The organism is Acidovorax sp. LjRoot118, from assembly GCF_964253575.1.
In the GTDB taxonomy this organism is placed as follows: Bacteria; Pseudomonadota; Gammaproteobacteria; order Burkholderiales; family Burkholderiaceae_C; genus Acidovorax.
This window is the reverse complement of the sequence record NZ_CAXURB020000001.1, coordinates 2,691,166-2,716,495: the sequence shown is the minus strand read 5'-3', so window position 1 is coordinate 2,716,495 and position 25,330 is coordinate 2,691,166. Positions and strand designations below refer to the sequence as shown.

Here is a 25,330-nt window from a genome sequence, read left to right as displayed (position 1 = left end):
TCTTTGGGCTTGATGCAGATCAGTGGCACAATGCAGCCCGTACCAAGGCCCTTCCCCAGCCACAGTCGCATCCGCCAACCGGTCCAGCCGTGTCGCGGAAGGTTTCTCAACCAGCTAATGCTTCCCTCAGGGAAGCGGAGGTCAGCGGAATATGAGCGATACGACATCCGTCTATCAAGCCTACCAAGGCAACACCTACCTCTTCGGCGGCAATGCGCCCTATGTCGAAGAGATGTACGAGAACTACCTCGCCAACCCCGGCAGCGTGCCTGACACCTGGCGCGAGTATTTCGACGCACTGCAGCATGTGCCTGCCGTCGATGGCTCCAATGCCAAGGACGTTCCCCACCTTCCCGTCGTCAATGCCTTCGCCGAGCGCGCAAAGCAGGGCGGCACCAAGGTCGTCGTCGCCACCGGTGCCGATTCGGAACTGGGCCGCAAGCGCACCGCCGTACAGCAGCTGATTGCCGCCTACCGCAACGTGGGCCAGCGTTGGGCCGACCTCGATCCCCTGAAGCGCACCGAGCGCCCTGCGATCCCCGAACTCGAAGCCTCGTTCTACGGCTTCAGCGACGCGGACCAGGAAACCGTCTTCAACATCAGCAACACCTTCTTCGGCAAGGAATCCCTGCCGCTGCGCGAGCTGATCAATGCCCTGCGCGAGACCTACTGCGGCTCCATCGGTGCCGAGTACATGTACGCCACCGACCAGAACCAGAAGCGCTGGTGGCAGGAAAAGCTGGAAACCATCCGCAGCAAGCCCAGCTTCAACGCCGAGAAGAAAAAGCAGATCCTCGACCGCCTGACGGCCGCCGAAGGCCTGGAGCGCTTCCTGCACACCAAGTACGTCGGCCAAAAGCGCTTCTCCCTCGAAGGGGGCGAAAGCTTCATCGCCGCAATGGACGAGCTGATCCAGTCCGCCGGCGCCAAGGGCGTGCAGGAAATCGTGATCGGCATGGCCCACCGTGGCCGCCTGAACGTGCTGGTGAACTCCATGGGCAAGATGCCTGCGGACCTGTTCGCCGAGTTCGACCACACCGCCCCCGAAGACCTGCCCTCGGGTGACGTGAAGTACCACCAGGGCTTCAGCTCCGACGTGACCACCCCTGGCGGCCCGGTCCACCTGTCGCTGGCGTTCAACCCGTCCCACCTGGAAATCGTGAATCCCGTGGTCGAAGGCTCGGTGCGTGCCCGCATGGACCGCCGCGCCGACCCGCTGGGCAAGCAGGTGCTGCCCGTGCTGGTGCACGGTGACGCAGCCTTTGCCGGCCAGGGCGTGAACCAGGAAACCCTGGCGCTGGCCCAGACCCGTGGCTACTCCACGGGTGGCACGGTGCACATCATCATCAACAACCAGATCGGCTTCACCACCTCCGATCCGCGCGACGCACGCTCGACGCTGTACTGCACCGACATCGTGAAGATGATCGAGTCGCCCGTGCTGCACGTGAACGGCGACGATCCTGAAGCCGTGGTGCTGGCCACCCAGCTCGCCCTTGAATTCCGCATGGAATTCCAGAAGGACGTGGTCGTGGACATCATCTGCTTCCGCAAGCTGGGCCACAACGAGCAGGATACCCCCGCGCTGACCCAGCCGCTGATGTACAAGAAGATCGGCCAGCACCCCGGCACGCGCAAGCTGTATGCCGACAAGCTGGCGGCCCAGGGCATGGGCGAGACGCTGGGCGACGACATGGCCAAGGCCTACCGCGCCGCCATGGATGCGGGCAAGCACACGGTCGATCCGGTGCTGACCAACTTCAAGAGCAAGTACGCCGTGGACTGGAGCCCGTTCCTGGGCAAGAAGTGGACCGATGCGGGCGACACCGCCATCCCTCTGGCCGAGTGGAAGCGCCTGTCCGAGAAGATCACCACCATCCCCGAAGGCGTGACGCCGCACCAACTGGTCAAGAAGGTGTACGACGACCGCGCCGCCATGGGCCGTGGCGACATCCCGGTGGACTGGGGCATGGGTGAGCACATGGCTTTCGCCTCGCTGGTGGCCAGCGGCTTCCCGGTGCGCCTGTCGGGCGAAGACTGCGGCCGCGGCACGTTCACGCACCGCCACTCGGTCATCCATGACCAAAAGCGCGAGAAGTGGGACATCGGCACCTACGTGCCGCTGCAGAACGTGAGCGAGAACCAGGCACCGTTCGTCGTGATCGACTCCATTCTGTCCGAAGAGGCGGTGCTGGGCTTCGAATACGGCTACGCATCGAACGACCCCAACACCCTGGTGATCTGGGAAGCGCAGTTCGGCGACTTCGCCAACGGCGCGCAGGTCGTGATCGACCAGTTCATCGCCTCCGGCGAAGTCAAGTGGGGCCGTGTCAACGGCATCACGCTGATGCTGCCGCACGGCTACGAAGGCCAGGGCCCCGAGCACAGCTCGGCCCGCCTGGAGCGCTTCATGCAGCTGTCGGCCGATGCCAACATGCAGGTGGTGCAGCCGACGACGGCCAGCCAGATCTTCCACATCCTGCGCCGCCAGATGGTGCGTGATCTGCGCAAGCCGCTGATCATCATGACGCCCAAGTCGCTGCTGCGCAACAAGGACGCCACCTCGCCCCTGTCCGAGTTCACCAAGGGCAGCTTCCAGACGGTGATCCCGGAGCAGAACGAAGCCATCGTGAAGAAGGCCGCCAAGGTCAAGCGCGTGATCGCCTGCTCGGGCAAGGTCTACTACGACCTGGTCAAGAAGCGCACCGAGCGCGAAGACGACGACGTGGCCATCATCCGCGTCGAGCAGCTCTACCCCTTCCCGCACAAGGCGTTTGCCAACGAGCTCAAGCGCTTCCCCAACGCCACCGACGTGGTCTGGTGCCAGGACGAGCCACAGAACCAGGGTGCCTGGTTCTTCGTGCAGCACTACATCCACGAGAACATGCTCGACGGCCAGAAGCTGGGGTACTCCGGCCGCGCGGCGTCCGCATCGCCTGCCGTGGGCTACTCGCACCTGCACCAGGAACAGCAAAAGGCACTGGTGGACGGCGCGTTTGGCAAGCTCAAGGGTTTTGTCCTGACCAAGTAAGGCCGGCAACCCCCGATTACACAGAACAGAACCCCATTCCGAAAGAATTGATATGGCTATCGTAGAAGTCAAAGTCCCCCAGCTGTCCGAGTCCGTGGCAGAAGCCACCATGCTCACCTGGAAGAAGAAGGCCGGTGAAGCGGTCGCAGTGGACGAGATCCTGATCGAGATCGAAACCGACAAGGTCGTGCTCGAAGTGCCCGCCCCCTCGGCTGGCGTGCTGGTTGAAATCGTGCAGGGCGACGGCGCCACCGTGGTGGCCGAGCAGCTCATCGCCAAGATCGACACCGAAGGAAAGGCCGGCGCGGCTGCGCCTGCGGCCGCTGCCGCAGCAGCACCTGCCGCTGCGACCGCATCGGCCTCTGCTGCCGCACCAGCGGCTGCCGGTGGTTCCAAGGGCGACGTGGCCATGCCTGCGGCGGCCAAGCTGCTGGCCGAGAACAACCTGTCCGCATCGGATGTGGCCGGTTCGGGCAAGGATGGCCGCGTGACCAAGGGCGACGTGCTCGGCGCAGTCGCCGGTGGTGCCGCCAAGGCCGCCGTGGCAGCCCCCAGTGCCATCCCCACGGGCGTGCCGACCAAGGCACTGCCCCAGGTGTCGGCACCGGCTGGCAAGGAAGACCTGAGCGGCCGCCCCGAGCAGCGCGTTCCCATGAGCCGCTTGCGTGCCCGCGTGGCCGAGCGCCTGCTGCAGTCGCAATCGACCAACGCCATCCTGACCACGTTCAACGAAGTGAACATGGCGCCGGTGATGGACATGCGCAAGAAGTTCCAGGACGCGTTCACCAAGGAACACGGCGTGAAGATCGGCTTCATGAGCTTCTTCGTGAAGGCGGCCGTGCATGCCCTGAAGAAGTACCCCGTGCTCAACGCCTCGGTCGATGGCAACGACATCGTCTACCACGGCTACTTCGACATCGGTATCGCCGTGGGTTCACCCCGTGGCCTGGTGGTGCCCATCCTGCGCAATGCGGACCAGATGAGCTTTGCCGAGATCGAGAAGAAGATCGCCGAGTACGGCCAGAAGGCCAAGGACGGCAAGCTGGGCATCGAAGAGATGACCGGTGGTACGTTCTCCATCAGCAACGGCGGCACCTTCGGCTCCATGCTGTCCACGCCCATCATCAACCCGCCGCAGTCGGCCATCCTGGGCGTGCACGCCACGAAGGACCGCGCCGTGGTGGAGAACGGCCAGATCGTGATCCGCCCGATGAACTACCTGGCCATGTCCTATGACCACCGCATCATCGACGGCCGCGAAGCCGTGCTGGGCCTGGTGGCGATGAAGGAAGCGCTGGAAGACCCATCGCGCCTGCTGTTCGATATCTAACACGATCAAGGCGATTTTTATGCTCCCTTTCTTAAGGCGTATTTTTCGGATTGCTGAAAAACCTGCCATTGATCGGGAGTATTTTCAAAATTTAATTCAAACCAGGAAAATTGAACTCGCGCAAGAAAACGCAAAGGCACTAAATGGTGTGAAGTGCGGTAATTTTGTAAGTTATCAGCAGCCTGCAAGTGGTGGTGAAATCTTTTTGGGAAAATTTCTTTTCAAACGGGATGATCTAGCTGCAATTCTTGAAAAAAAACTCCTACTCATCCCAGTTCTACAAGGGGACGATGAGGGCGCAATTTTCAAATGGGTGAGCGATTTCGATGAGACAAAATTTGATCCTGTGTCCGTTCCATCAATTTGGGGTCGATTCATCTATGTTGCTGATGAGTTGGTAAGGGCCGGGGAATCCGATGTTGTCTGCATGGAATGCAGAAAGAAATACTCGACTGGTAGCTTGATTCCGCGCGATGACAAGGGACTCCCGAGTTGGAACTTCAATAGATTGAAGTGCCCAAATGGACACCAACTATTAAAAGTCGCGAGACTGCATATAAATAGGCGTTTAAATGCTGGCGATTCGAGCGCCTGACCTGATTTAGAAGGAAATATATATGAGCAAACAATTCGACGTGATCGTCATCGGCGGCGGCCCCGGCGGCTACATCGCCGCCATCCGCTCTGCCCAGCTGGGCTTCAACGTGGCCTGCATCGACGAGTGGAAGAACGACAAGGGCGGCCCCGCACCGGGCGGCACCTGCACCAACGTGGGCTGCATCCCCTCCAAGGCGCTGCTGCAATCGTCCGAGCATTTCGAGCATGCCAACAAGCACTTTGCCGAGCATGGCATCACCGCCACCGGCGTGAAGATGGACGTGGCCAAGATGTTGGCCCGCAAGGACACTGTCGTGAAGCAGAACAACGACGGCATCCTGTACCTGTTCAAGAAGAACAAGGTCAGCTTCTTCCACGGCCGCGGCTCGTTCGTGAAGGCCGCCGAAGGTGGCTACGAGATCAAGGTGGCCGGTGCCGCCGAAGAGTCGATCACGGGCAAGCAGATCATCATTGCCACGGGCTCCAACGCCCGTGCGCTGCCTGGCACGCCGTTCGACGAAGAATTCGTGCTGTCCAACGACGGCGCGCTGCGCGTGGGCGCCGTGCCCAAGAAGCTGGGCCTCATCGGCTCGGGCGTGATCGGCCTGGAAATGGGCTCGGTGTGGCGCCGCCTGGGTGCCGAAGTCACCATCCTCGAAGGCCTGCCCACCTTCCTGGGCGCGGTGGACGAGCAGATCGCCAAGGAAGCCAAGAAGGCCTTCGACAAGCAGGGCCTGAAGATCGAGCTGGGCGTGAAGGTCGGCGAGATCAAGACCGGTAAGAAGGGCGTGAGCATCGCCTACACCAACGCCAAGGGCGAATCCCAGGCGCTGGAAGTGGACAGGCTCATCGTCTCCATCGGCCGCGTGCCCAACACCATCGGCCTGAACACCGAAGCCGTGGGCCTGGCCCTGGACGAGCGCGGCGCCATCGTGGTCGATGCCGACTGCAAGACCAACCTGCCTGGCGTGTGGGCGGTGGGCGACGTGGTGCGCGGCCCGATGCTGGCGCACAAGGCCGAGGAAGAAGGCGTTGCCGTGGCCGAGCGCATCGCCGGCCAGCACGGCCACGTTAACTTCAACACCGTGCCCTGGGTCATCTACACCAGCCCCGAGATCGCCTGGGTGGGCCGCACCGAGCAGCAGCTCAAGGCCGACGGCGTCAAGTACAAGGCCGGCAGCTTCCCGTTCCTGGCCAACGGCCGCGCACGCGCACTGGGCGACACCACCGGCATGGTGAAGATGCTGGCCGATGCCGAGACCGATGAAATCCTGGGCGTGCACATTGTGGGCCCGCAGGCCAGCGAGCTGATCTCCGAGGCCGTCGTGGCCATGGAGTTCAAGGCCAGCAGCGAAGACATCGCGCGCATCTGCCACGCCCACCCCAGCCTGAGCGAAGCCACCAAGGAAGCAGCTCTGGCCGTGGACAAGCGCACGTTGAACTTCTGATCTCCTCCCACGGGAGATAGATGGCGCCGTCGCCCTGTGAAGGGCGGCGGCGCTTTATGCCTTATTCATTCCTAGCACCAGGGCGAGCGCACCGTGACTGTCAAACAGACCTACCTGGCCGAACTCGAGGCCAAGGGCTTCCAGAGCGACCCTGCACAGCTGCGCGCCGTGGATGCGCTGCAGCGCTGCGCCGACGAGTGGGCCACCTACAAGGAGCGCCGCTCCAACGCCTTCAAGAAGCTCATCAACCGCCCGGACATCCCGCGCGGCGTCTACATGTACGGCGGGGTGGGGCGCGGCAAGAGCTTTCTGATGGAATGCTTCTTCGACGCCGTGCCCTTGAAGCGCAAGGTGCGCCTGCATTTTCACGAATTCATGCGCGAGGTGCACCGCGAGCTGGCGGCCCTGCAGGGCACGCAGAACCCGCTCGATGTGCTGGGCGAGCGCATCTCCAAGCGCTACAAGCTGATCTGCTTCGATGAATTCCACGTGGCCGACATCACCGACGCGATGATCCTGCACCGCCTGCTGGCGTCGCTGTTCGAGAACGGCGTGGGCTTTGTCACCACCTCCAACTTCAAGCCTGACGACCTGTACCCGGGCGGCCTGCACCGCGACCGCATCCTGCCTGCCATCGCGCTGCTCAACGAGCGCCTGGAGGTGGTCAATGTGGACAACGGCACCGACTACCGCCGCCGCACCATGGAACAGGTCAAGCTCTACCACATGCCCCTGGGGCCGGAAGCCGATGCGCAGATGAACGAGGCCTTCAACCAGCTGGCCGAGGTGCACGACGAAGACCCGGTGCTGCACATCGAGGCGCGCGAGATCCGCGCCAAGCGCAAGGCCGGCGGGGTGGTATGGTTCGACTTCCGTGAACTGTGCGGCGGGCCGCGTTCGCAGAACGACTACCTGGAGATCGCCACGCAGTTCCACACGGTGCTGCTGTCCGACGTGCCCTACCTGCCGGTCGCCATGGCCTCGCCTGCGCGGCGCTTCACCTGGCTGGTGGACGTGCTGTATGACCGGCGCGTGAAGCTCATCATGTCGGCCGCCGTGCCGCCCGAAGCGTTGTACACGGAAGGCCCCCTGGCACACGAGTTCCCGCGCACCGTATCGCGCCTGAACGAGATGCAGTCCAAGGAATTTCTGGCGCTCGAGCGCCGTACGGTGGATACAGGCTTGACATGAAGACCAGGACAATGCGGCAGTTCATCATCATCCCGGCGCTGTGCTTGCTGGCGCAGATGGGCATGGCCTCGCATGCCCTGGCCCAGGCTGCAGCCGAGCCCGAGTCGGCCGAGCGCAAGGCGGCCCATGCCCACCGGGCTGCCGAACGCGCGCACATCGCGCAGGAGCGCAAGGCCGTGGCCGCCCGGCGCCTGGCGGCCGAGACCGAGTGCTACAAGCTGTTTGCGGTGGAAGACTGCCTGCGCGTGGAGCGCAACCGGGCCCGCGAGGCGGAAGCCGGCCTGCGCTCGCGCGAGATGCAGATCAACGATGCCGAGCGCAAGGAAAAAGCCGCCGAGCGGCGGCGCAGCATCGCGGAAAAGCAGGCTACCCAGCCCGGCCCGCCGGGTGAAGCCCCTGAAGTGGGGATCGGCGTGCGTGGCCAGCCGCATGTGCAGGCCCCGCGCACCCCGCGCACACCCAAGACCCCCGTGGTACCCACCCCGCGCGCGCAGAACATCGAGCAGCGCGAGGCCGAGCAGACCCAGCGCGCCGCCGAAGCCGCCCAGCGCGCGGGCCGTGCCCGCGAGCGCCATGCCGAGGAATTGAAGGCTGCCGAAACGCGCCGCGCCCGCGTGGCCCGCGACCAGGCCGCCGCTGCCGCCTCAGGCCGCAAGCCTGCTGCGCCACTGCCCGTGCCTGCGCCCTGAAGCGCAGGGTCGGGTAGGGGGGCGGCCTCTCAGCCTCTCAGACCTTGCTGGTGGCGCCTGCTGGAACGGAGGGATGGGTGCCCATGCCCATGCCCTGCACGGTCTTCTTCTCTTCGACCAGTGCCTCGATCTTCACGATGACCAGCGACAGGTTGTCACCGCCCCCACGGGCCCGCGTGCGGGCCTTTTCGATCAGGAACTCCGTGGCTTCGCGCGGCGAGAGCGATTCGACCACCGAGGCCAGCTCGGTGGGTGAGAAGTAGTGCCACACGCCGTCGCTGCAGGCCATGAGCGTGTCTCCCGGGTGCAACTGGGAAATCATGTGCGTGGTGATGGGCGGGTCGCTCTCGGTGCCCAGGCAGCCCACCAGGATGTTGGAGTGCGGGTGGTTGTTGGCCTCGGCCTCGGTCAGCTCTCCCCGGTCCACCAGGGCCTGCACGTAGGAGTGGTCGCTGGTGCGGTGCGTCAGGCGCCCGCCCTGGAAGTGGTAGATGCGCGAGTCGCCGGCATGCACCCAGTGGCAGTCGCCGCGCGGGTTGATCAGGAAGGCGGCGATGGTGCTGTGCGGCTCCTGTTCGGCCGAGATGGCCGTGAGGCGAATGACGATGTGCGCCTCTTCCACCATGCTCTTGAGCATGGCGGCCGGGTCGTCGGTCTCGGGCGAATAGCGCTCGAACAGCTGGCGGGCCGTCATCATGACCTGGTCGGACGCCTTGCGGCCGCCGCTGCGGCCCCCCATGCCGTCGGCCACGACACCCAGGACACAGCCGTTGTGCCGTTCATGCGAGATCAGGGCCACCTGGTCTTGCTGGTACTCGCGGTCACCCTTGTGGATGCCGGTGGAGGCGATGAGGCGAAACGCTTTGGTCATGCTGGTGATTGTGGTGTGCCGACGGGCCTGGCTGTCGTTTGGGTGCTCTGGAGCGCGTATTATCCGCCCGCCTGTGGCATTTTTGCCATGACTGCCGTGCGCCCCCTTTGAAATCCACCCACCCCTCGCCCCTGCGGCCACCGATCGCGCTGCGCATGGAGCGCTTGCTACAAACCCGGGAGCCCGCCTGATGCCGTTGGCCGAGGTGGTGCAGGAGGTGTTTGCGCCCGGCGGCCTGCTGGCACGGGCCGATGCCCAGTTTCGCCCGCGCGAAGGCCAGACCCGCATGGCCGCCGCCGTGGCCCGCACCATGGAAGAGGGCGGCATGCTGGTGGTGGAGGCGGGTACGGGTGTGGGCAAGACCTTCTCCTACCTGGTTCCCGCCCTGCTCAGTGGCGAGCGCGTGTTGCTCTCCACGGCCACCAAGGCGCTGCAGGATCAGCTGTTCGCGCGCGACCTGCCTCTACTGGCCGAGGTGCTGGGCGTGCCGGTGCGGGCCGCCCTGCTCAAGGGCCGGGCCAGCTACCTGTGCCTGCACCGCATGGTGCAGGCCCGCCAGGACAGCGCGGTAACAGATCGTAATGTGGTGCGTGTGCTGGCCAAGGTCGAAGACTGGTCGCGCAGCACGCGCAGTGGCGACCTGGCCGAACTGACGGGCCTGGACGAGCGCTCGCCCGTCATCCCGCTGGTGACCTCCACGCGCGAGAACTGCCTGGGTGCGAGTTGCCCGCGCGCGCGGGAATGCCATGTGAACATTGCCCGGCGCGAGGCCCTGGCGGCCGATATCGTGGTCATCAACCACCACCTGTTCTTTGCCGACATGGCCGTGCGCGAATCGGGCGTGGCCGAACTGCTGCCCACTGTGCGCGTGGTGGTCTTCGACGAGGCCCACCAGATCAGCGAGACCGGCGTGCAGTTCCTGGGCCTGCAGCTGTCCTCGGGCCAATTGCTCGACTTTGCGCGCGACCTGCTGGGCGCAGGCCTTCACCACGCGCGGGGCCTGGCCGACTGGCTGGCCCTGGCTGGCCGGGTGGAGCAGGCGGTGGGCGAGCTGCGGCTGGCCGGCGGCAGTGCCAGCGCCCAGGGCAAGCGCGGCTGGACAGAGGCCGCACCCGAGGGCGCTGACGTACCGGCCTGGGACGCCGCGCTGCGCCGGCTGTCGACCGCCTGCGCCCAGGCCCAGGAGGCGCTCGATCAACTGAGCGAGACCGCCCCGGACCTGGAGCGGCTGTACGAACGCAGCGCCGAACTGCTGGCCCGCCTGGCCCGGTTCGTCGGGCCCTGCGGCCAGGACGGGGTGCGCTGGATCGACCTCGGGAGCACCCAGGTGCGCCTGGTCGAATCGCCGCTGGACATATCGCACGCCATGCGCACCCGGCTGCTCACGCAGCCCACGCACAGCGCACGCGACGACGAGTGGCCCGACCCCGAAGGCGAGCGCCCCCGTGCCTGGATCTTCACCTCGGCCACGCTGGGGACGGATGAGGGGCTGACCTGGTTCGTCGAGCGCTGCGGCCTGGAAGGCGCCGAAATTCTGCGGGTGGACAGCCCGTTCGACTACGCCACGCAGGCCGCGCTGTACGTGCCGCGCCACCTGCCCAAGCCGGCCGACCCGGCCCACAGCGCCGCCATTGCGCGCCTGGCCGGCGATGCTGCCGCGCGCATTGGCGGGCGCACCCTGGTGCTGACCACCACGCTCAAGGCCCTGGCCACCATTGGCGATGCCTTGCACCGCCGGTTTGGCGACGGCCAATCGTTGTCGGTGCTGGTGCAGGGCGAATGGCCCAAGCGCCGCCTGATGGAGCGCTTTCGCGAAGGCAGCGGGCACGGCGCACCGGGCTGCATCCTGGTGGCGTCGGCCACGTTCTGGGAGGGGTTCGATGTGCCGGGCGATGCGCTGCAGCTGGTCATCATCGACAAGCTGCCGTTTCCGCCGCCCGGCGATCCGCTGGTGGAGGCGCGCAGCCAGCGCATCGAGGAGGCAGGGGGTAGCTCGTTCCAGCAGGTTTCGGTGCCCGAGGCGGCGGTAGCGCTCAAGCAGGGGGCGGGTCGGCTGATACGGCGCGAATCGGACCGGGGTGTGCTCGTGGTCGGCGATACGCGCCTGGCCACCATGGGCTATGGCAAGCGGCTGCTGCGCGCCCTGCCACCCATGCGGCGCCTGGAAACCCCCGAGGATTTCGACGCCGCGCTGGATAATCTGCTGGCAGCCAGTTCAGACCCGTTCTGAACAGGTTCAGGCGCTTACCAGAACTTCCACCAAGGATCCGTCTTGCCCTTGAGTCCGGCGCGCACGTACTCGCTCTTCGGGTACGAGGCATCCATCACGCGGCGGGTGTCGTCGCGCAGTTGGTCCATGCCCAGGGCATCGTAGGACTGCATCAGGATGTACAGCGCTTCTTCCACGGCGGGTACGCCCTGGTAGTCGGCCACGGCCACCTGGGCGCGGCTGATGGCGGCCACGTAGGCGCCGCGCTGGTAGTAGTAGCGTGCCACGTGCACTTCGTACTGGGCCAGCGAATTGACGATGTAGGTCATGCGCTGGCGCGCATCCTGGGCGTAGCGCGAATCGGGGAAGCGCGTGGTCAGCTCGCTGAAGGACTCGAACGAATCCTTGGCCGCCTTCTGGTCACGCTCGGACAGGTCCTGGCGCGACAGCCACGAGAACAGGCCCAGGTTGTCGTTGAAGTTGACCAGGCCCTTCAGGTACAGGGCGTAATCGAGCGCAGGGCTGGCGGGGTGCAGCTTCATGAAGCGGTCCAGCGTGGCCACGGCCTGGGCCTTTTCACCGGCCTTGAAGTGGGCATAGGCCTTGTCCAGCTGGGCTTGCTGGGCCAGCGGCGTGCCGGCGGCACGGCCTTCGAGCTTTTCGAACAGGGGCACGGCCTTGTCGTAGCCGCCGGAGTTCATTTCATCCTTGGCTTCGGAGTAGATGCGGTTCGGGCTCCAGTTGGCGGTCTTGTCTTCGGTGGTGGTCGAGCACCCGGCGAGGACACCTGCAGCCAGCAGGGCGGAGATAAACGGCAGTGGGGCACGAAGCATCGCAAGCAGCTTTCAGGCAAAAAGAGGAAACGGGATGTTCCAGGGGCTGGCGGCGAGGAAGGGGTCCCCGCAGGCGTGCACCCCAGCGGACACCTGACGGCGCATTGTACCGGCGGCATCCGGCTCCTGAATCCCCCTGTCGCAAACGTTTCGGTTACGGGATGCAGTGGGCTTTCTACAATGGAGCCCATGTTTGTCCACTTGCGCCTGCACACCGAATATTCCGTCGTCGACGGTACCAACCGCATCGATGAGGTGGCTAAGGCCGCCGCCGTCGATGGCCAGCCCGCCCTGGCCATCACCGATCTCAACAACCTTTTCGGCGCCATCAAGTTCTACAAGGAAGCCCGGGGCAAGGGCGTCAAGCCCCTGCTGGGCGCCGAGATCTTCCTGGAGGGGGAGGGCACGGCCACGCCGTCGCGCATGATCGTGCTGGTGCAGAACCGCCAGGGCTACCTGAGCCTGTCGGAACTGCTGGCCCGCGCCTGGACGCGCAACATCGTCAAGAACCTGGCCGTCTGCACCTGGGAGTGGCTGCAGGAGCTGTCCGAGGGGCTGATCGTGCTCTCGGGCGCCCAGGCTGGCCCCGTGGGGCAGGCCCTGCTCAAGGGCGATGACGCGGGCGCCGCCGACCTGGCGCTGCGCCTGGCGGGCCTTTTTCCGCACCGCTTCTACATGGAGCTGCAGCGCGCCGGCCGCCCCGACGACGAGGCCCACGTAGTTGCAGCGGCCCAGCTGGCTGCGCGCCTGCACCTGCCGGTGGTGGCCACCCACCCGGTGCAGTTCGCCGATGCCGAAGGCTACGAGGCCCACGAGGCGCGCGTGTGCATCGCAGAGGGCGAGATCCTGGCCAACCCGCGCCGGGTGCGCCGCTTTACGCGCGAGCAGTATTTCAAGTCCTCGGCCCAGATGGAGGAGCTCTTCGCCGACATTCCCTCGGCCATCGCCAACACCGTGGAGATCGCCCAGCGCTGCAACCTGACGCTGGTGCTGGGCAAGCCGCAGCTGCCGGACTTTCCCACGCCCAACGGAATGCCGATCGACGAGTTCTTCCGCTTTGCCTCGTTCGAGGGGCTGGAGGAGCGCCTGAAGATGCTCTTCAAGAAGGAGGCCGACCGCGATGCGCAGCGCCCGCGCTATGTGGAACGGCTCGAATTCGAGATCGGCACCATCCTCAAGATGGGCTTTCCGGGCTACTTCCTGATCGTGGGCGACTTCATCAAATGGGCCAAGGAAAACGGCTGCCCGGTGGGGCCGGGCCGGGGGTCGGGCGCCGGCTCGCTGGTGGCCTATGCGCTCAAGATCACCGACCTCGATCCGCTCGAGTACAACCTGCTGTTCGAACGCTTTTTGAACCCCGAGCGGGTGTCCATGCCCGACTTCGACATCGATTTTTGCCAGTCCAACCGCGACCGGGTGATCGACTACGTGAAGGACAAGTACGGCAAGAACGCCGTGAGCCAGATCGCCACCTTCGGAACGCTGGCGGCCAAGGCCGCCATCCGCGACGTGGGCCGCGTGATGGACATGAGCTACATGTTCTGCGACGGCATCTCCAAGCTCGTGCCGGGCAAGCCCGGCATGTCCTACACGCTGCAGTACCCGCCCGCCGTCAAGAAAGAGGGCGACAAGAACAACTACGCGCTGGAGCTCGAACCCCTGCTGGCCGAGCGCGTGGCCAAGGAAGAGGACGTCCGGACCGTCATCGAGATGGCGCAAAAGCTCGAAGGCATGACGCGCAACATCGGCATGCATGCCGGGGGCGTGCTGATCGCCCCGGGCAAGCTCACCGACTTCTGCCCGCTGTACCAGCAGCCCGGCAGCGAATCGGCCGTGAGCCAGTACGACAAGGACGACGTGGAGGCCATCGGCCTGGTGAAGTTCGACTTCTTGGGCCTGGCCACGCTGACCATTCTGGAGATCGCGCGCGAATTCATCATGAAGCGCCACAAGGGCCAGGAGAACTTCACCTTCGAAGCCATCCCGCTCGACGACGGGCCCACCTACACCCTGTTCTCCGACGGCAAGACCGAAGCCGTGTTCCAGTTTGAAAGCCGCGGCATGCAGGGCATGCTGCGCGAGGCGCGCCCGAGCCGGCTGGAAGACCTGATCGCGCTGAACGCCCTGTACCGCCCCGGCCCCATGGACCTGATCCCCAGCTTCGTGAACCGCAAGCACGGCAAGGAAGTGGTGGAGTATCCGCACCCGCTGGTGGAAAAAGTGCTGGCCGAGACCTACGGCATCATGGTCTACCAGGAGCAGGTGATGCAGACCGCCCAGGTGCTGGGCGGCTACAGCCTGGGCGGTGCCGACATGCTGCGCCGGGCCATGGGCAAGAAGAAGGCCGAGGAGATGGCCGAGCACCGGCTGATCTTCCGCGCCGGCGCGGCCAAGCAGGACATCAGCGAGGCCAAGGCCGACGAGGTGTTCGACCTGATGGAGAAGTTCGCGGGCTACGGCTTCAACAAGTCGCACGCCGCCGCCTACTCGCTGCTGGCCTACCACACCGGCTGGCTCAAGGTGCACTACACGGCCGAGTTCTTCTGCGCCAACATGACGGTGGAAATGGACGACACCGACAAGCTCAAGGTGCTGTTCGAGGACGCGCGCAAGAACTTCGGCATCACCTTCGAGCTGCCCGACGTGAACCGCGGCATGTACCGCTTCGAGCCGGTGACGGACAAGGTCATCCGCTACGGCCTGGGCGCGGTCAAGGGCGGCGGGCAGGCGGCCATCGAAGCCATCGTGGCGGCGCGCGAGGGGCGAGGCGAGGGGCCCAACGGCTCCACCAAGGGCCCCTTCAAGAGCCTGTTCGACTTCTGCCTGCGCGTGGACCGCGCGCGCATGAACAAGCGCACGGTGGAAGCGCTGATCAAGGCCGGCGCCTTCGATTCGCTGAACCTCAACCGCGCCTCACTGCTGGCCTCCATCGACCGGGCCTTCGACTTTGCCGCGGCCAGCCTGTCCAACATCAACCAGGGCGGCCTGTTCGACATGATGGGCGACGATGCCCACGGATCGAGCACGCAGGAGCCCGAGCTGGTGGACGTGACGCCCTGGGGCATCAAGGAGCGCCTGACGCTGGAGAAGACGGCGGTGGGCTTCTACCTGTCGGGCCACCTGTTCGACGAAGTGGCCACGGAGGTGCGCCGCTTCGTGCGCACGCAGATCGACGAGCTGCTGGACAGCCGCGAGCCGCAGATCCTGGCCGGCATCATCAGCGATTTGCGCGTCATCAACGGCCAGCGCGGCAAGCTCGCGCTGTTCAAGCTCGACGACAAATCGGCCGTGATCGAGGCTTCGGCCGACGAGGCGCTGATCAACACCTACAAGAACCAGCTCAAGGAGGACGAGTTCGTGGTGATGATGGGCCGCCTGCAGCTGGACCGCTTCAGCGGCGGCCTGCGCGTGAAGGTGCAGCAGGTGTGGGACCTGGCGGGTGCGCGGGCGCGCTTTGGCAAATACCTGCACGTCGTTGTGAGCGACAAGGCGCCCGAGGTGCAGAAACTGCTGCGCGAATTTCCTCCCCGCCGGGAGGAGGCGCCCGAGGGCGACCTGCTGCACGGCCTGCGCGTGCGCATGGGGCTGCGCTGCACCGGCAGCGTGGGTGGGGCCGCCAGTACCTCGGCGGTCGCCGAGGTCCAGCTCTCCGAAAGCAGCCGCTTTTACCCCAGCGATGCCGCCCTGGCCGCCTGGAGCGCCCAGGTCGGGGCCGGGTCTGCTACGGTGGTCTACGAGTGATCGTGCAGCAAAGGGCAAAGGTATGCGCGAGGAAACAACATCCAACCGGTGCCTGGCAGGGCATGCACCGCTGCCTTTTTCACGCCACGCCCTGTGCCACCGCAGGGCATTTGGCAGGGGTGGAGGCAGGGGCGAACAGGGCCTGAACAGGGCCTGGCAAGAATATTGCTCAGGTCAGCCTTGAAAAAAAACGGATGAACATCAGATTTCTCTTGCGGCAGCGGTACGCGCGGGTCGCTAGAATGAAATTCATGGCAACAAAACCACCTTCTCCCAAAGCCGCGCCGCCTGTCACCAGGCCTGCGCGGGATGACGGCGGTTCGGTCGTGCTGGAAAGACGCACGCAAAAGACCCAGCCCCCCCAGATGTACCAGGTGGTCATGCTCAATGACGACTACACGCCCATGGAGTTCGTCATCGTGGTGCTGCAGGAGTTTTTCAGCAAGGACCGGGAGCAGGCGACCCAGATCATGCTCAAGATCCACCTCGACGGCAAAGGCGTGTGCGGCGTGTATTCACGCGACGTGGCCGCCACCAAGGTCGAGCAGGTGCTGGATGCGGCCCTCAAAGCGGGGCACCCGCTGCAATGTGTCAGTGAACCTGTTGAATAACAGGTTTTTCATCCCGATCTACAGTTATCCATTCCACGCAAGCACAAAGGAGTTCACATGATTGCCCAAGAACTGGAAGTCAGCTTGCACATGGCCTTTGTTGAGGCCCGCCAGCAGCGCCACGAGTTCATCACCGTGGAGCACCTGCTGCTGGCACTGCTCGATAACCCCAGCGCAGCGGAAGTGCTGCGCGCGTGTTCGGCCAACATCGATGACCTGCGGTCGTCGCTGTCGAACTTCATCAAGGACAACACGCCGCAGGTGGCAGGCACCGACGAGGTGGACACGCAGCCCACGCTGGGTTTCCAGCGGGTGATCCAGCGCGCCATCATGCACGTGCAGTCCACCGGCAACGGCAAGAAGGAAGTCACGGGCGCCAACGTGCTCGTGGCCATCTTCGGCGAGAAGGACTCGCACGCCGTGTACTACCTGCACCAGCAGGGCGTGACGCGCCTGGACGTGGTCAACTTCATTGCCCACGGCATCAAGAAGGGCGAGCCGCCGGAACCCGCCAAGGCCGAGAACCAGGCCGAGGGTGAAGAGGGCGCTGCCGCCGAGCGCAACGAGAAGGCTTCGCCGCTGGAGCAGTTCACGCAGAACCTGAACCAGGCCGCCAAGGAAGGCAAGATCGATCCGCTGATCGGGCGCCACTACGAGGTGGAGCGCACCATCCAGATCCTGTGCCGCCGCCGCAAGAACAACCCGCTGCTGGTGGGTGAAGCCGGTGTGGGCAAGACTGCGATCGCCGAGGGCCTGGCCTGGCGCATCACGCAGAACGACGTGCCCGAGATCCTGGCCGAGGCCGTGGTCTACTCGCTCGACATGGGCGCGCTGCTGGCGGGCACCAAGTACCGCGGTGACTTCGAGCAGCGCCTCAAGGGCGTGCTCAAGTCGCTCAAGGACAAGCCCAACGCCATCTTGTTCATCGACGAGATCCACACCCTGATCGGTGCGGGTGCGGCCTCGGGCGGCACGCTCGATGCATCCAACCTCCTGAAGCCGGCGCTGTCCAGCGGCCAGCTCAAGTGCATCGGCGCGACCACCTTCACGGAGTACCGCGGCATCTTCGAAAAGGACGCTGCGCTGTCGCGCCGCTTCCAGAAGGTGGACGTGGTCGAGCCAACCGTGCAGGAAACCATCGACATCCTGAAGGGCCTGAAGTCGCGCTTCGAGGAACACCACAGCGTGAAATACGCTGCGGCCGCCCTGCAGGCTGCGGCGGAACTGAGCGCCAAGTACATCAATGACCGCCATCTGCCCGACAAGGCGATCGACGTCATCGACGAAGCCGGTGCTGCCCAGCGCATCATGGTGCCGAGCAAGCGCAAGAAGACCATCGGCAAGGCCGAGATCGAAGAGATCGTGGCCAAGATCGCCCGCATTCCGCCGGCCAACGTCTCCAACGACGACCGCGGCAAGCTGCAGACCCTGGAACGCGACTTGAAGAGCGTGGTCTTCGGCCAGGACAAGGCCCTGGAAGTGCTTGCCAGCGCAGTGAAGATGGCGCGCTCGGGCCTGGGCAAGGGCGACAAGCCGATCGGCTCGTTCCTGTTCAGCGGCCCCACGGGCGTGGGCAAGACCGAGGCCGCCAAGCAGCTGGCCTACATCATGGGCATCGAGCTCCTGCGATTCGACATGTCGGAGTACATGGAACGCCATGCCGTGAGCCGCCTGATCGGTGCGCCTCCGGGCTATGTCGGGTTCGACCAGGGTGGCCTCTTGACCGAAGCCATCACCAAGAAGCCGCATTCGGTGCTGCTGCTCGACGAAATCGAGAAGGCGCACCCGGACATCTTCAACGTGCTGCTGCAGGTGATGGACCATGGCACGCTGACGGACAACAACGGCCGCAAGGCCGACTTCCGCAACGTCCTGATCATCATGACGACGAACGCTGGCGCCGAGACCATGAACAAGGCGACCATCGGCTTCACCAACCCGCGCCAGGCGGGCGACGAGATGGGCGACATCAAGCGCCTGTTCACGCCCGAGTTCCGCAACCGGCTGGATGCCATCGTCAACTTCAAGGCGCTGGACGAGCAGATCATCCTGCGCGTGGTGGACAAGTTCCTGCTGCAGCTCGAAACCCAGCTGGCCGAGAAGAAGGTGGAAGTCACCTTCACCGACACGCTGCGCAAGCACCTGGCCAAGAAGGGCTTCGATCCGCTGATGGGCGCCCGCCCTATGCAGCGCCTGATCCAGGACACCATCCGCCGTGCGCTGGCCGACGAACTGCTGTTCGGACGCCTGACCGAGGGTGGCCGCCTGACGGTGGACATCGAGATGAAGACCGACGACAAGGGCGTGGAAACACCCGAAGTGCTGCTCGACATCCAGCCCCTGCCCAAGAAGGAGCGCTCGGCCAAGTCGGAGCCTGCAGAGCCGGAAGAAGCCACGGCCGATTGAGTCCTGGCACCCATGCATGGCCAAAGCCCGCAGCACCCGCTGCGGGCTTTTTTCATGGTGCGTTGGTGTGATCGCCTGGCCTTGGCAGCCGCGCGCTCCTGCGCATGCAATGACTGCATGCCCTGTGCGTGGCGCGCGCATGGCGCTGGCTGCCCCATTGCAGCGCAATACCGCGCACAACAAGGCCCCGCCTGGCTCGTCGGGCATCGTCGGGCCCGCAACCCTGCAGGCTATCACACGCTTTGTTGCATGAAAAAGAAAGGCCGCTCAGTGTTTTCCTTCAGGGGAGGGCCGTATTTCTTGGGTAGAGTGGCGTGGAGCGCATCACTAAACAAGGAGTAATTACATGAGCCAGAAAGTCGCGTACGTCACCGGCGGCATGGGGGGCATCGGAACGGCTATCTGCCAGCGCCTGCACAAGGAAAACTTCAAGGTCATTGCGGGCTGCGGCCCGACCCGCGACCATGCCAAGTGGCTGGCAGAGCAAAAGGCGCTGGGCTATACGTTCTACGCATCGGTGGGCAATGTGGGCGACTGGGATTCCACCGTGGAAGCCTTCACCAAGACCAAGACCGAACACGGCAGCATCGACGTGCTGGTGAACAACGCCGGCATCACGCGCGACCGCATGTTTCTCAAGATGTCCCGCGAGGACTGGGATGCCGTCATCGAGACCAACCTGAACAGCATGTTCAACGTCACCAAGCAGGTGGTGGCCGACATGGTGGAAAAGGGCTGGGGCCGCATTGTCAACATCAGCAGCGTGAACGGCGAAAAGGGCCAGGCCGGCCAGACCAACTACTCGGCCGCCAAGGCCGGCATGCACGGCTTCTCGATGGCCCTGGCGCAAGAGCTGGCCACCAAGGGCGTGACGGTGAACACGGTGAGCCCGGGCTATATCGGCACCGACATGGTCAAGGCCATCCGCCCCGACGTGCTGGAAAAGATCGTCGCCACCGTGCCCGTCAAGCGCCTGGGCGAACCCAGCGAGATCGCCTCGATCATTGCCTGGCTGGCTTCGGAAGAGGGCGGCTACGCCACCGGCGCCGACTTCTCGGTCAACGGCGGCCTGCACATGGGCTGATCCATCCGCAAGCGACCCCGTTGTCGCCCGGAACGCAAAAACCCGCCTCGGCGGGTTTTTTGTTTTTGACGCGGTATGACATGCCTGCTACGGACAATACGGGGTGATCTCGGTTTCCGTGCAATTTCGGAATCCATCTCCGAATAAGCCACTGGCGACAACAACTTAGCTGCGCTTTATAGTGTTCTCTGGAGCGAAGGAGAACGCTGATGTCGAGCTACCGATACAGATTCGTAGGCTACGAAAAACTGCCGTCCGGCTTGAATGCAGGCGACGTGGAACTGCACTGTCGGCTGCCAGACGAGCTGGTCAGGGAGATCAGGAACAGTGGCTACGCGAAACGCTATCACCTGGGACTGGCCGTGCAGCTGTCATTCCTCGCGCTGACAGGCAGAAATGCCGATGCCGCGCTCAAGATGCCGACTGCGATGTTGAATATGCTGTGTGAGCAACTGGGCATCCACTCGACGGCGATTGCTTCCCTGAAGTCGCTGTACTCGAATGCCGACCGGACCATCAGCAACCATAGGGCTTGGGTTCGCGAAAAGCTCCTCTTCTCTACCTACGACTCCAACGCCGAAGAACGCCTCAAAGCGGCCCTGTCGCAGCAGGCGATCGACGCCTCGTCCGTCGATGAACTCCTCGCCTCCGCCCAGGAATGGCTCTTCGACAACAGGATCGTCCTGCCAGGCCAGCGTGTGGTGCTCGACCTGGCCCGATCTGCGTTTCAGGTTGTCGAGAACCTGGCCCTGGCAACAATTCGAGCAGCGGTCACTCCAGTACGCCTTCGCGCGGTGCTCAAGGTCATGCACGAAGAGAGTCCGACTCCTGGCATCTCGTTGCTGGAGTGGTTGAAGCAATCGGCCGGCAAACACGGGGTGAAGGGCCTCAAAGAAGTGAACTCACGCATTGATGCGCTCAAGACGCTGGGCGTGCACCTGTGGGACCTGCAAGGGCTCTCGATCGGCCGCATCCATGCGTTCGCCCAAGCGGTGGTCAATCGGCCGCCCTCCGAGACAGCCCGCCGCATCGAGGACACCCGCTCGATCGAGATCGTGTGCTTCCTCAAGCACCTGCTCGGTGAGCTCAGCGATGAGGCGATTTTTCGGAACAATCGGCACACCAGCGATTTCGTCCACAGGGCTAAAAAGCGTGTCCAAGCCAAACAGGCACAGCGTGCAATCGAGTATCGCCATTCCATCGAATCGATGCGGAGCATTGCTGCGGACAGCGGGCGTGAGGCGCATGAACGACTGGCAGCCATCATGGCGCTGGCTGACGATATGCTGGGCCGTCCGCTGGTCAGCCAGGCTGAGGTTGTCCGGGAAACCTTGACCGAGCAGAGCACTCAGGTTCGCACGATCCTGGACGGCATGGGCTGCTTGGACCTCAAGGGCGATCCCGAGCACGCCGACAGCCGCCTGGTGTTGGCATTGCAGGCGCTCCGAGCAGCAGGCGCCAAGGAGCTTCCAGTCGGCTTTGATACCTCCCTGGTCGAACCGAAATGGCGCCCCTTTCTCGATGTTCCTGATCGCAAGGCGGCACTCAGGGCTTTTGAAGGTTGCGCATTAATGCGCATCAGCAAGGGGCTGCGGGGAGGAAGCCTGTATGTGAACCACAGCGCTACCTACCAGAACAAGGCGAGTTTGCTGATTCCGCAGGACGAGTGGGAGCGCGACAAAGTCGCGCTCTGCGAAGCCTATGGTCTGGAATTGGATCCGCGCAAAGCGCTTGACCTCCAGTACGAGTTGCTGCGTGCCGGCCTTGCCGATGTGGAGGTCGGACTCGAAAAAGGCCTGCTTGAGATCGATGAAGACGGCTGCGTGCGTATACCGGCGATTCGCGCCGCGGAGGAAGACCCGGAACTTCGACACACGAATCAACGCCTGAGCGACTTGATTGGCGCAACCCAGCTGCCGGACGTCATTTTGGAGATCGACAGTCGGACCCAAATCAGCACCATGTTGCTGGGCCGCCAGCCGGAAGACGCCGAAGAACTCATTGCGCTGTATGCGGGCTTGCTCGCGCATGGCACCGAGATCGACGCCAAGGCTGCTGCCGCAATGATTCCCGGCGTGCCCGTCAGCCGCGTCTCAGCCGCCATGCGCATGCTCGAGGCGCCTGGCCGGCTGCGCGCAGCCAACGACAGCGTGGTGGCGTTCCAGCAGCGGTTTCCGATCGTCAAGCTGTGGAGTGACGGGAAGAAAGCCTCGTCCGACATGATGGCGCTCGATGCAACGCGTCACCTCTCCATTGCCCGCACGGATCCCCGTCGCAAGACTGCGGCGGCAGGCATCTACACCCACATCCTGGGCAGCTACCCGGTCATCTTCGACCAGCCCATCGTGCTGTTGACGCGCCAGGACGCGCCGGCAGTGCATGGAATCGAAGCCTACAACTCCAACAGCGAGGACCGCATCAAAGTCGACCTTTTGGCGGTGGACACCCACGGCTACACCTACTCAGGCATGAGCGTGGCCAAGCTGCTGAAGTTCGACTTGTGCCCCCAGTTGGCCGGCCTACCAGACCGCAAGATCTGGACACCCCGCTTGATCAAGGTGTCCGAGGCCCTCGAGCAAATCGCCATACCAGCCATCACCGAAAAAGCCATCCGGGAAGGCTGGGACCAGACCATGCGCCTTATTGCCTCGATCAAGTCTGGCCGCGTGAGCGTCGCTTGGGCGCTGGCCCGCCACGGGAGCGCAGCGGCCGGGGATGACGTTCGCCGCTGCCTGGACCAGTACGGCCGCCTGCTGCGATCGGTGTTCCTGTGCGACTATTTCACCAACGACGTCTTCCGGCGGGAAATCCACACTTTGCTCAACCGCGGTGAGTCGGTGCACCTCCTTCAGCGGGCCATCTACTACGGTCGAATCACCGCCGAAAGAGGCCGCCGCCGCGATGAACTCAAGTCGATTTCGGGATCGCATGCGCTCTTGACGAACGTCGTGATCGGCTGGAACACGATGAAACTGCAGGAAACCGTAGATCGTCTGAAGTCCAGCGGGCAACGCATTGACGACAGCATCCTGCGCCGAATCGGGCCGGTCCACTTCGGGCACATCAACTTCCGGGGCACCATGAGCTTCAGTGTTGCCCGGTATGCCAGCGTGCTTTTGAAGGGAGAAATGACCTCGAAACGCACTCCCGCAAAACGCGCCGAAAAATAACCCTATTTCGTGCTTTTGCATTTCCGTCTGCAAAATCGGAAAGCTGCTCTATATAAATCAACGACTTAGCACGCCCGTGCATTTCGCCATTTCATTTATTCCGTGCAAAAAAGGAAATACCCGACTAATTAAGTAGGCTATTGAGGGCTCGGCGGAGAAGTCGTTCGGGGCGCAAATTATTCCGTTGGCGGCCCAACGTCTACCCCCGCTTGCGCCAGTTGCCCAAGTGTCACCAGCTCAGAAGGCATGTGGAGCACCCGGATGTTGGCGAGCGCCTGTATCGCGTCGCGCTTGGACCAAATGTCTGTCTTGTCGCTCGTGAGAAAGACCGTGCAACCGGCCTTGGCCGCCGAATCGAGGTGCTGTGCGTCGACCTGGGCGCCCAACAACTTGCGTAGCGGTTCGAAGAGAGCGGACGATTTGTAGTCGTTCCAGGTTCCAGGAGCCTCTTTCGAACTCAGATTGCTCTGCTTCCAGGTAGCGCCCGAGCCGGGGACGAAAGTTTTGACCCGGCGATTTCGCTGCTCGAAAGGAAAGTAATGGGTTTTCAGAAGGCCAGCAGCCTCCAAGGCGGCCACTTCCTTGAGCATTCCGCCGGTGTCCACATACACAAGAAGCATCTCATCTCCCAGAATTTGATGGGCTCATTGGCTCACGGTTGGGCGAGCTCGCTGCGTCGGGTGCCAACGAACATCGGTGGAATTGCCCGCAAGGCTCCAGGTGACAAGATTCTTTTGCAGCTCGACTTCAACTGGGCCAGATGCGGATGGCTCTCTCCTGCCGAGTTTCAAATTGGCCAAGCGTTCCGTCAGGCTCATCTGCGATGAATTTCGTCCCCTCGTACTGGGCCTCGGTGGCTGATTTCAAGACCCAATTCCAGCGGGCCAGGGCTCCACGCTTGTCCTGCCAGGGTTCTTCGAAGTCGTTGCCGTTCACCACCACCAGGCAGTCGATGCCGCTCGGTTGGGGCAATGCCGCGCGCACAGCGGCGAGAAACCCGGATGAGCCGAACACAAGCAGGTCTGTGTCAGAGCCCGCCTGGGCTCGGCCACTGGCCTGCGAGCCGATCAGCCACACCGATGAAGGCAGTACCGGGAGACCCGTCAGGGAGTCGACGAAGGTGCGCACGTAAGGGGCAAGAATCGGCTGCATGCTGTCCTTTGGTTGGAGAGTTGTCCAGACAACGTCAGAGGCCGCTTTCGAAGCGCTCCTGTAGTCCCGCGGTTGGGACATCAAGGTACCTCAACGCCGACTCCATGTCGCGCCATCCAACGTACTCCATCATCTCCTTGATATCCCACCCGCTGGCGCGTGCCCATCCGGCAAATCCGCGCCTCAGCGAATGGCTCGAGTAGCCCTCGGCAGACTCGACGCCGGCGTCATGGAACATCTTGCGCAGCAAGGGAATCAGGCTGGTGGGGTACATGGGGCGCTCGGACATGTGACCCCACTGGTCGATGCCGCAGTACACCGGGCCCGCCTGGCGGCCGCTGACGGCGATCCATTCCAGGTAGGCGTCCACTGGACACAGCCGGGACAGAGCTGGGCAATGGAACGTGCGGCCCTCCATCGCGCGATCCGTCTTGCTCCTGTCCAGCCTGCAGGCCAGGCCCTTACCGGAGATGGCCGTCACGTTCTCCACTCGCATGTTGACAATCTCATCGGATCGAAACGCGCGCCAGAAGCCCAGCAGCACGATGGACCGGTTGCGCGTCAGTTGCAGCAAGGCCGTTTCATCGCCTCGTTCGCGTGCCGCGCGCTGCTCGGCTTGCAGCCAGTCGGAGATCTTTTGAAGCTGATCGAGCTCCAGCGGGCGCGCCTGCTTTTGCTTGGCCGGGTGCTTCGCCACAATGCCCCTGAGCACCTTACGTACCAACGGTGCCTTGGTCGGGTCCGCAAAGCCCTGTTCTGCATGCCAGCGCGCGAGCGCCGCCAGCCTTTGCCTCAAGGTGCTGACCTTGTGCGTGCTCGCGTAGGCCACGAGGTAGCGAGCGACGGTATCGCTGGTGGCCGGTAGCAACCCTTTCCAGTCCTGCTCGAAGTGCTTGATCGCAGCTGCGTAACTTCGCACCGTGGTCTCACGGTCGGCAGCCTGCAGATAGTCATCCAGTTCACCCAC

The 25,330-nt window shown here is 63.9% G+C and carries 18 protein-coding genes; 12 read left to right on the top strand and 6 right to left on the bottom strand.

Going from position 1 to position 25,330, the window contains the following annotated elements; translation table 11 throughout:
• The first annotated feature begins 151 nt into the window (after positions 1 to 151).
• The 6 genes from ACSQ9E_RS12710 to ACSQ9E_RS12685 all read left to right on the top strand — a co-directional run bounded on the left by ACSQ9E_RS12710 (position 152) and on the right by ACSQ9E_RS12685 (position 8,286).
• Complete coding sequence (locus ACSQ9E_RS12710) at positions 152 to 3,031, top strand: 2-oxoglutarate dehydrogenase E1 component (protein ID WP_436178377.1); 2,880 nt, start codon at positions 152 to 154, stop codon at positions 3,029 to 3,031.
• A 52-nt stretch (positions 3,032 to 3,083) separates the two neighbouring features.
• Positions 3,084 to 4,361, top strand: coding sequence for a 2-oxoglutarate dehydrogenase complex dihydrolipoyllysine-residue succinyltransferase (gene odhB / locus ACSQ9E_RS12705; protein ID WP_436217970.1), 1,278 nt, complete (start codon positions 3,084 to 3,086; stop codon positions 4,359 to 4,361).
• Positions 4,362 to 4,380: 19 nt separating this feature from the next.
• Entirely contained in the window at positions 4,381 to 4,956 is a 576-nt protein-coding gene (locus ACSQ9E_RS12700; protein ID WP_157412631.1) for a hypothetical protein, read from the top strand.
• A 22-nt stretch (positions 4,957 to 4,978) separates the two neighbouring features.
• Positions 4,979 to 6,406 carry a dihydrolipoyl dehydrogenase gene (gene lpdA / locus ACSQ9E_RS12695; protein ID WP_436217969.1) on the top strand — a complete coding sequence of 476 codons (1,428 nt, stop codon included), beginning with the start codon at positions 4,979 to 4,981 and terminating at the stop codon, positions 6,404 to 6,406.
• Positions 6,407 to 6,499: 93 nt separating this feature from the next.
• Positions 6,500 to 7,597, top strand: a complete 1,098-nt coding sequence (gene zapE / locus ACSQ9E_RS12690) for a cell division protein ZapE (RefSeq protein WP_436217968.1) — start codon at positions 6,500 to 6,502, stop codon at positions 7,595 to 7,597.
• Positions 7,594 to 8,286, top strand: a complete 693-nt coding sequence (locus ACSQ9E_RS12685; protein ID WP_436217967.1) for a hypothetical protein — start codon at positions 7,594 to 7,596, stop codon at positions 8,284 to 8,286. Before zapE ends, ACSQ9E_RS12685 begins: the two co-directional genes overlap by 4 nt.
• A gap of 37 nt (positions 8,287 to 8,323) precedes the next feature.
• On the opposite strand, the gene ACSQ9E_RS12680 is transcribed toward ACSQ9E_RS12685, so the two are convergent.
• Complete coding sequence (locus ACSQ9E_RS12680) at positions 8,324 to 9,157, bottom strand: PP2C family protein-serine/threonine phosphatase (protein WP_057267392.1); 834 nt, start codon at positions 9,155 to 9,157, stop codon at positions 8,324 to 8,326.
• 190 nt (positions 9,158 to 9,347) lie between these two features.
• Between ACSQ9E_RS12680 and ACSQ9E_RS12675 the strand changes: the two genes are divergently transcribed.
• Entirely contained in the window at positions 9,348 to 11,387 is a 2,040-nt protein-coding gene (locus ACSQ9E_RS12675; protein ID WP_436217966.1) for an ATP-dependent DNA helicase, read from the top strand.
• A 14-nt stretch (positions 11,388 to 11,401) separates the two neighbouring features.
• Here ACSQ9E_RS12675 and ACSQ9E_RS12670 read toward each other — a convergent pair whose 3' ends face one another.
• On the bottom strand, positions 11,402 to 12,199 hold the full coding sequence (locus tag ACSQ9E_RS12670) for an outer membrane protein assembly factor BamD (RefSeq protein ID WP_057204321.1): 798 nt from the start codon (positions 12,197 to 12,199) through the stop codon (positions 11,402 to 11,404).
• Between the two features lie 189 nt (positions 12,200 to 12,388).
• On the opposite strand from ACSQ9E_RS12670, the gene dnaE reads away from it, so the two are divergent.
• Positions 12,389 to 15,940: a DNA polymerase III subunit alpha gene (dnaE, locus tag ACSQ9E_RS12665; protein WP_057204322.1), complete on the top strand. Its 3,552-nt coding sequence runs from the start codon at positions 12,389 to 12,391 to the stop codon at positions 15,938 to 15,940.
• A 169-nt stretch (positions 15,941 to 16,109) separates the two neighbouring features.
• Here dnaE and ACSQ9E_RS12660 read toward each other — a convergent pair whose 3' ends face one another.
• Positions 16,110 to 16,322, bottom strand: a complete 213-nt coding sequence (locus ACSQ9E_RS12660; protein ID WP_436220291.1) for a hypothetical protein — start codon at positions 16,320 to 16,322, stop codon at positions 16,110 to 16,112.
• Here ACSQ9E_RS12660 and clpS point away from each other — a divergent pair.
• From clpS to ACSQ9E_RS12640, 4 genes are all read left to right on the top strand, one after another.
• Positions 16,267 to 16,551: an ATP-dependent Clp protease adapter ClpS gene (gene clpS / locus ACSQ9E_RS12655; RefSeq protein WP_008904804.1), complete on the top strand. Its 285-nt coding sequence runs from the start codon at positions 16,267 to 16,269 to the stop codon at positions 16,549 to 16,551. The genes ACSQ9E_RS12660 and clpS overlap by 56 nt on opposite strands.
• A 57-nt stretch (positions 16,552 to 16,608) precedes the next feature.
• Positions 16,609 to 18,957, top strand: a complete 2,349-nt coding sequence (clpA, locus tag ACSQ9E_RS12650) for an ATP-dependent Clp protease ATP-binding subunit ClpA (protein WP_057267389.1) — start codon at positions 16,609 to 16,611, stop codon at positions 18,955 to 18,957.
• Between the two features lie 346 nt (positions 18,958 to 19,303).
• On the top strand, positions 19,304 to 20,041 hold the full coding sequence (gene phbB, locus ACSQ9E_RS12645) for an acetoacetyl-CoA reductase (RefSeq protein WP_057204326.1): 738 nt from the start codon (positions 19,304 to 19,306) through the stop codon (positions 20,039 to 20,041).
• A gap of 209 nt (positions 20,042 to 20,250) precedes the next feature.
• Positions 20,251 to 23,211, top strand: a complete 2,961-nt coding sequence (locus ACSQ9E_RS12640; RefSeq protein WP_436217965.1) for a Tn3 family transposase — start codon at positions 20,251 to 20,253, stop codon at positions 23,209 to 23,211.
• A gap of 176 nt (positions 23,212 to 23,387) precedes the next feature.
• On the opposite strand, the gene ACSQ9E_RS12635 is transcribed toward ACSQ9E_RS12640, so the two are convergent.
• From ACSQ9E_RS12635 to ACSQ9E_RS12625, 3 genes are all read right to left on the bottom strand, one after another.
• Entirely contained in the window at positions 23,388 to 23,831 is a 444-nt protein-coding gene (locus tag ACSQ9E_RS12635; protein WP_057267363.1) for a hypothetical protein, read from the bottom strand.
• 127 nt (positions 23,832 to 23,958) lie between these two features.
• Positions 23,959 to 24,363, bottom strand: a complete 405-nt coding sequence (locus ACSQ9E_RS12630; protein ID WP_179684610.1) for a nucleotidyltransferase domain-containing protein — start codon at positions 24,361 to 24,363, stop codon at positions 23,959 to 23,961.
• 34 nt (positions 24,364 to 24,397) lie between these two features.
• On the bottom strand, positions 24,398 to 25,330 hold the full coding sequence (locus ACSQ9E_RS12625; protein WP_057267463.1) for a tyrosine-type recombinase/integrase: 933 nt from the start codon (positions 25,328 to 25,330) through the stop codon (positions 24,398 to 24,400).

What these genes read in the sequence shown, in the direction of transcription:
- ACSQ9E_RS12710 (WP_436178377.1), top strand. Translation starts at nt 152, where the DNA reads ATGAGCGATACGACATCCGTCTATCAAGCCTACCAAGGCAACACCTAC.
- odhB (WP_436217970.1), top strand. Translation starts at nt 3,084, where the DNA reads ATGGCTATCGTAGAAGTCAAAGTCCCCCAGCTGTCCGAGTCCGTGGCA.
- ACSQ9E_RS12700 (WP_157412631.1), top strand. Translation starts at nt 4,381, where the DNA reads ATGCTCCCTTTCTTAAGGCGTATTTTTCGGATTGCTGAAAAACCTGCC.
- lpdA (WP_436217969.1), top strand. Translation starts at nt 4,979, where the DNA reads ATGAGCAAACAATTCGACGTGATCGTCATCGGCGGCGGCCCCGGCGGC.
- ACSQ9E_RS12685 (WP_436217967.1), top strand. Translation starts at nt 7,594, where the DNA reads ATGAAGACCAGGACAATGCGGCAGTTCATCATCATCCCGGCGCTGTGC.
- ACSQ9E_RS12680 (WP_057267392.1), bottom strand. Translation starts at nt 9,157, where the DNA reads ATGACCAAAGCGTTTCGCCTCATCGCCTCCACCGGCATCCACAAGGGT.
- ACSQ9E_RS12675 (WP_436217966.1), top strand. Translation starts at nt 9,348, where the DNA reads ATGCCGTTGGCCGAGGTGGTGCAGGAGGTGTTTGCGCCCGGCGGCCTG.
- ACSQ9E_RS12670 (WP_057204321.1), bottom strand. Translation starts at nt 12,199, where the DNA reads ATGCTTCGTGCCCCACTGCCGTTTATCTCCGCCCTGCTGGCTGCAGGT.
- dnaE (WP_057204322.1), top strand. Translation starts at nt 12,389, where the DNA reads ATGTTTGTCCACTTGCGCCTGCACACCGAATATTCCGTCGTCGACGGT.
- ACSQ9E_RS12660 (WP_436220291.1), bottom strand. Translation starts at nt 16,322, where the DNA reads ATGACCACCTGGTACATCTGGGGGGGCTGGGTCTTTTGCGTGCGTCTT.
- clpA (WP_057267389.1), top strand. Translation starts at nt 16,609, where the DNA reads ATGATTGCCCAAGAACTGGAAGTCAGCTTGCACATGGCCTTTGTTGAG.
- phbB (WP_057204326.1), top strand. Translation starts at nt 19,304, where the DNA reads ATGAGCCAGAAAGTCGCGTACGTCACCGGCGGCATGGGGGGCATCGGA.
- ACSQ9E_RS12640 (WP_436217965.1), top strand. Translation starts at nt 20,251, where the DNA reads ATGTCGAGCTACCGATACAGATTCGTAGGCTACGAAAAACTGCCGTCC.
- ACSQ9E_RS12635 (WP_057267363.1), bottom strand. Translation starts at nt 23,831, where the DNA reads ATGCTTCTTGTGTATGTGGACACCGGCGGAATGCTCAAGGAAGTGGCC.
- ACSQ9E_RS12630 (WP_179684610.1), bottom strand. Translation starts at nt 24,363, where the DNA reads ATGCAGCCGATTCTTGCCCCTTACGTGCGCACCTTCGTCGACTCCCTG.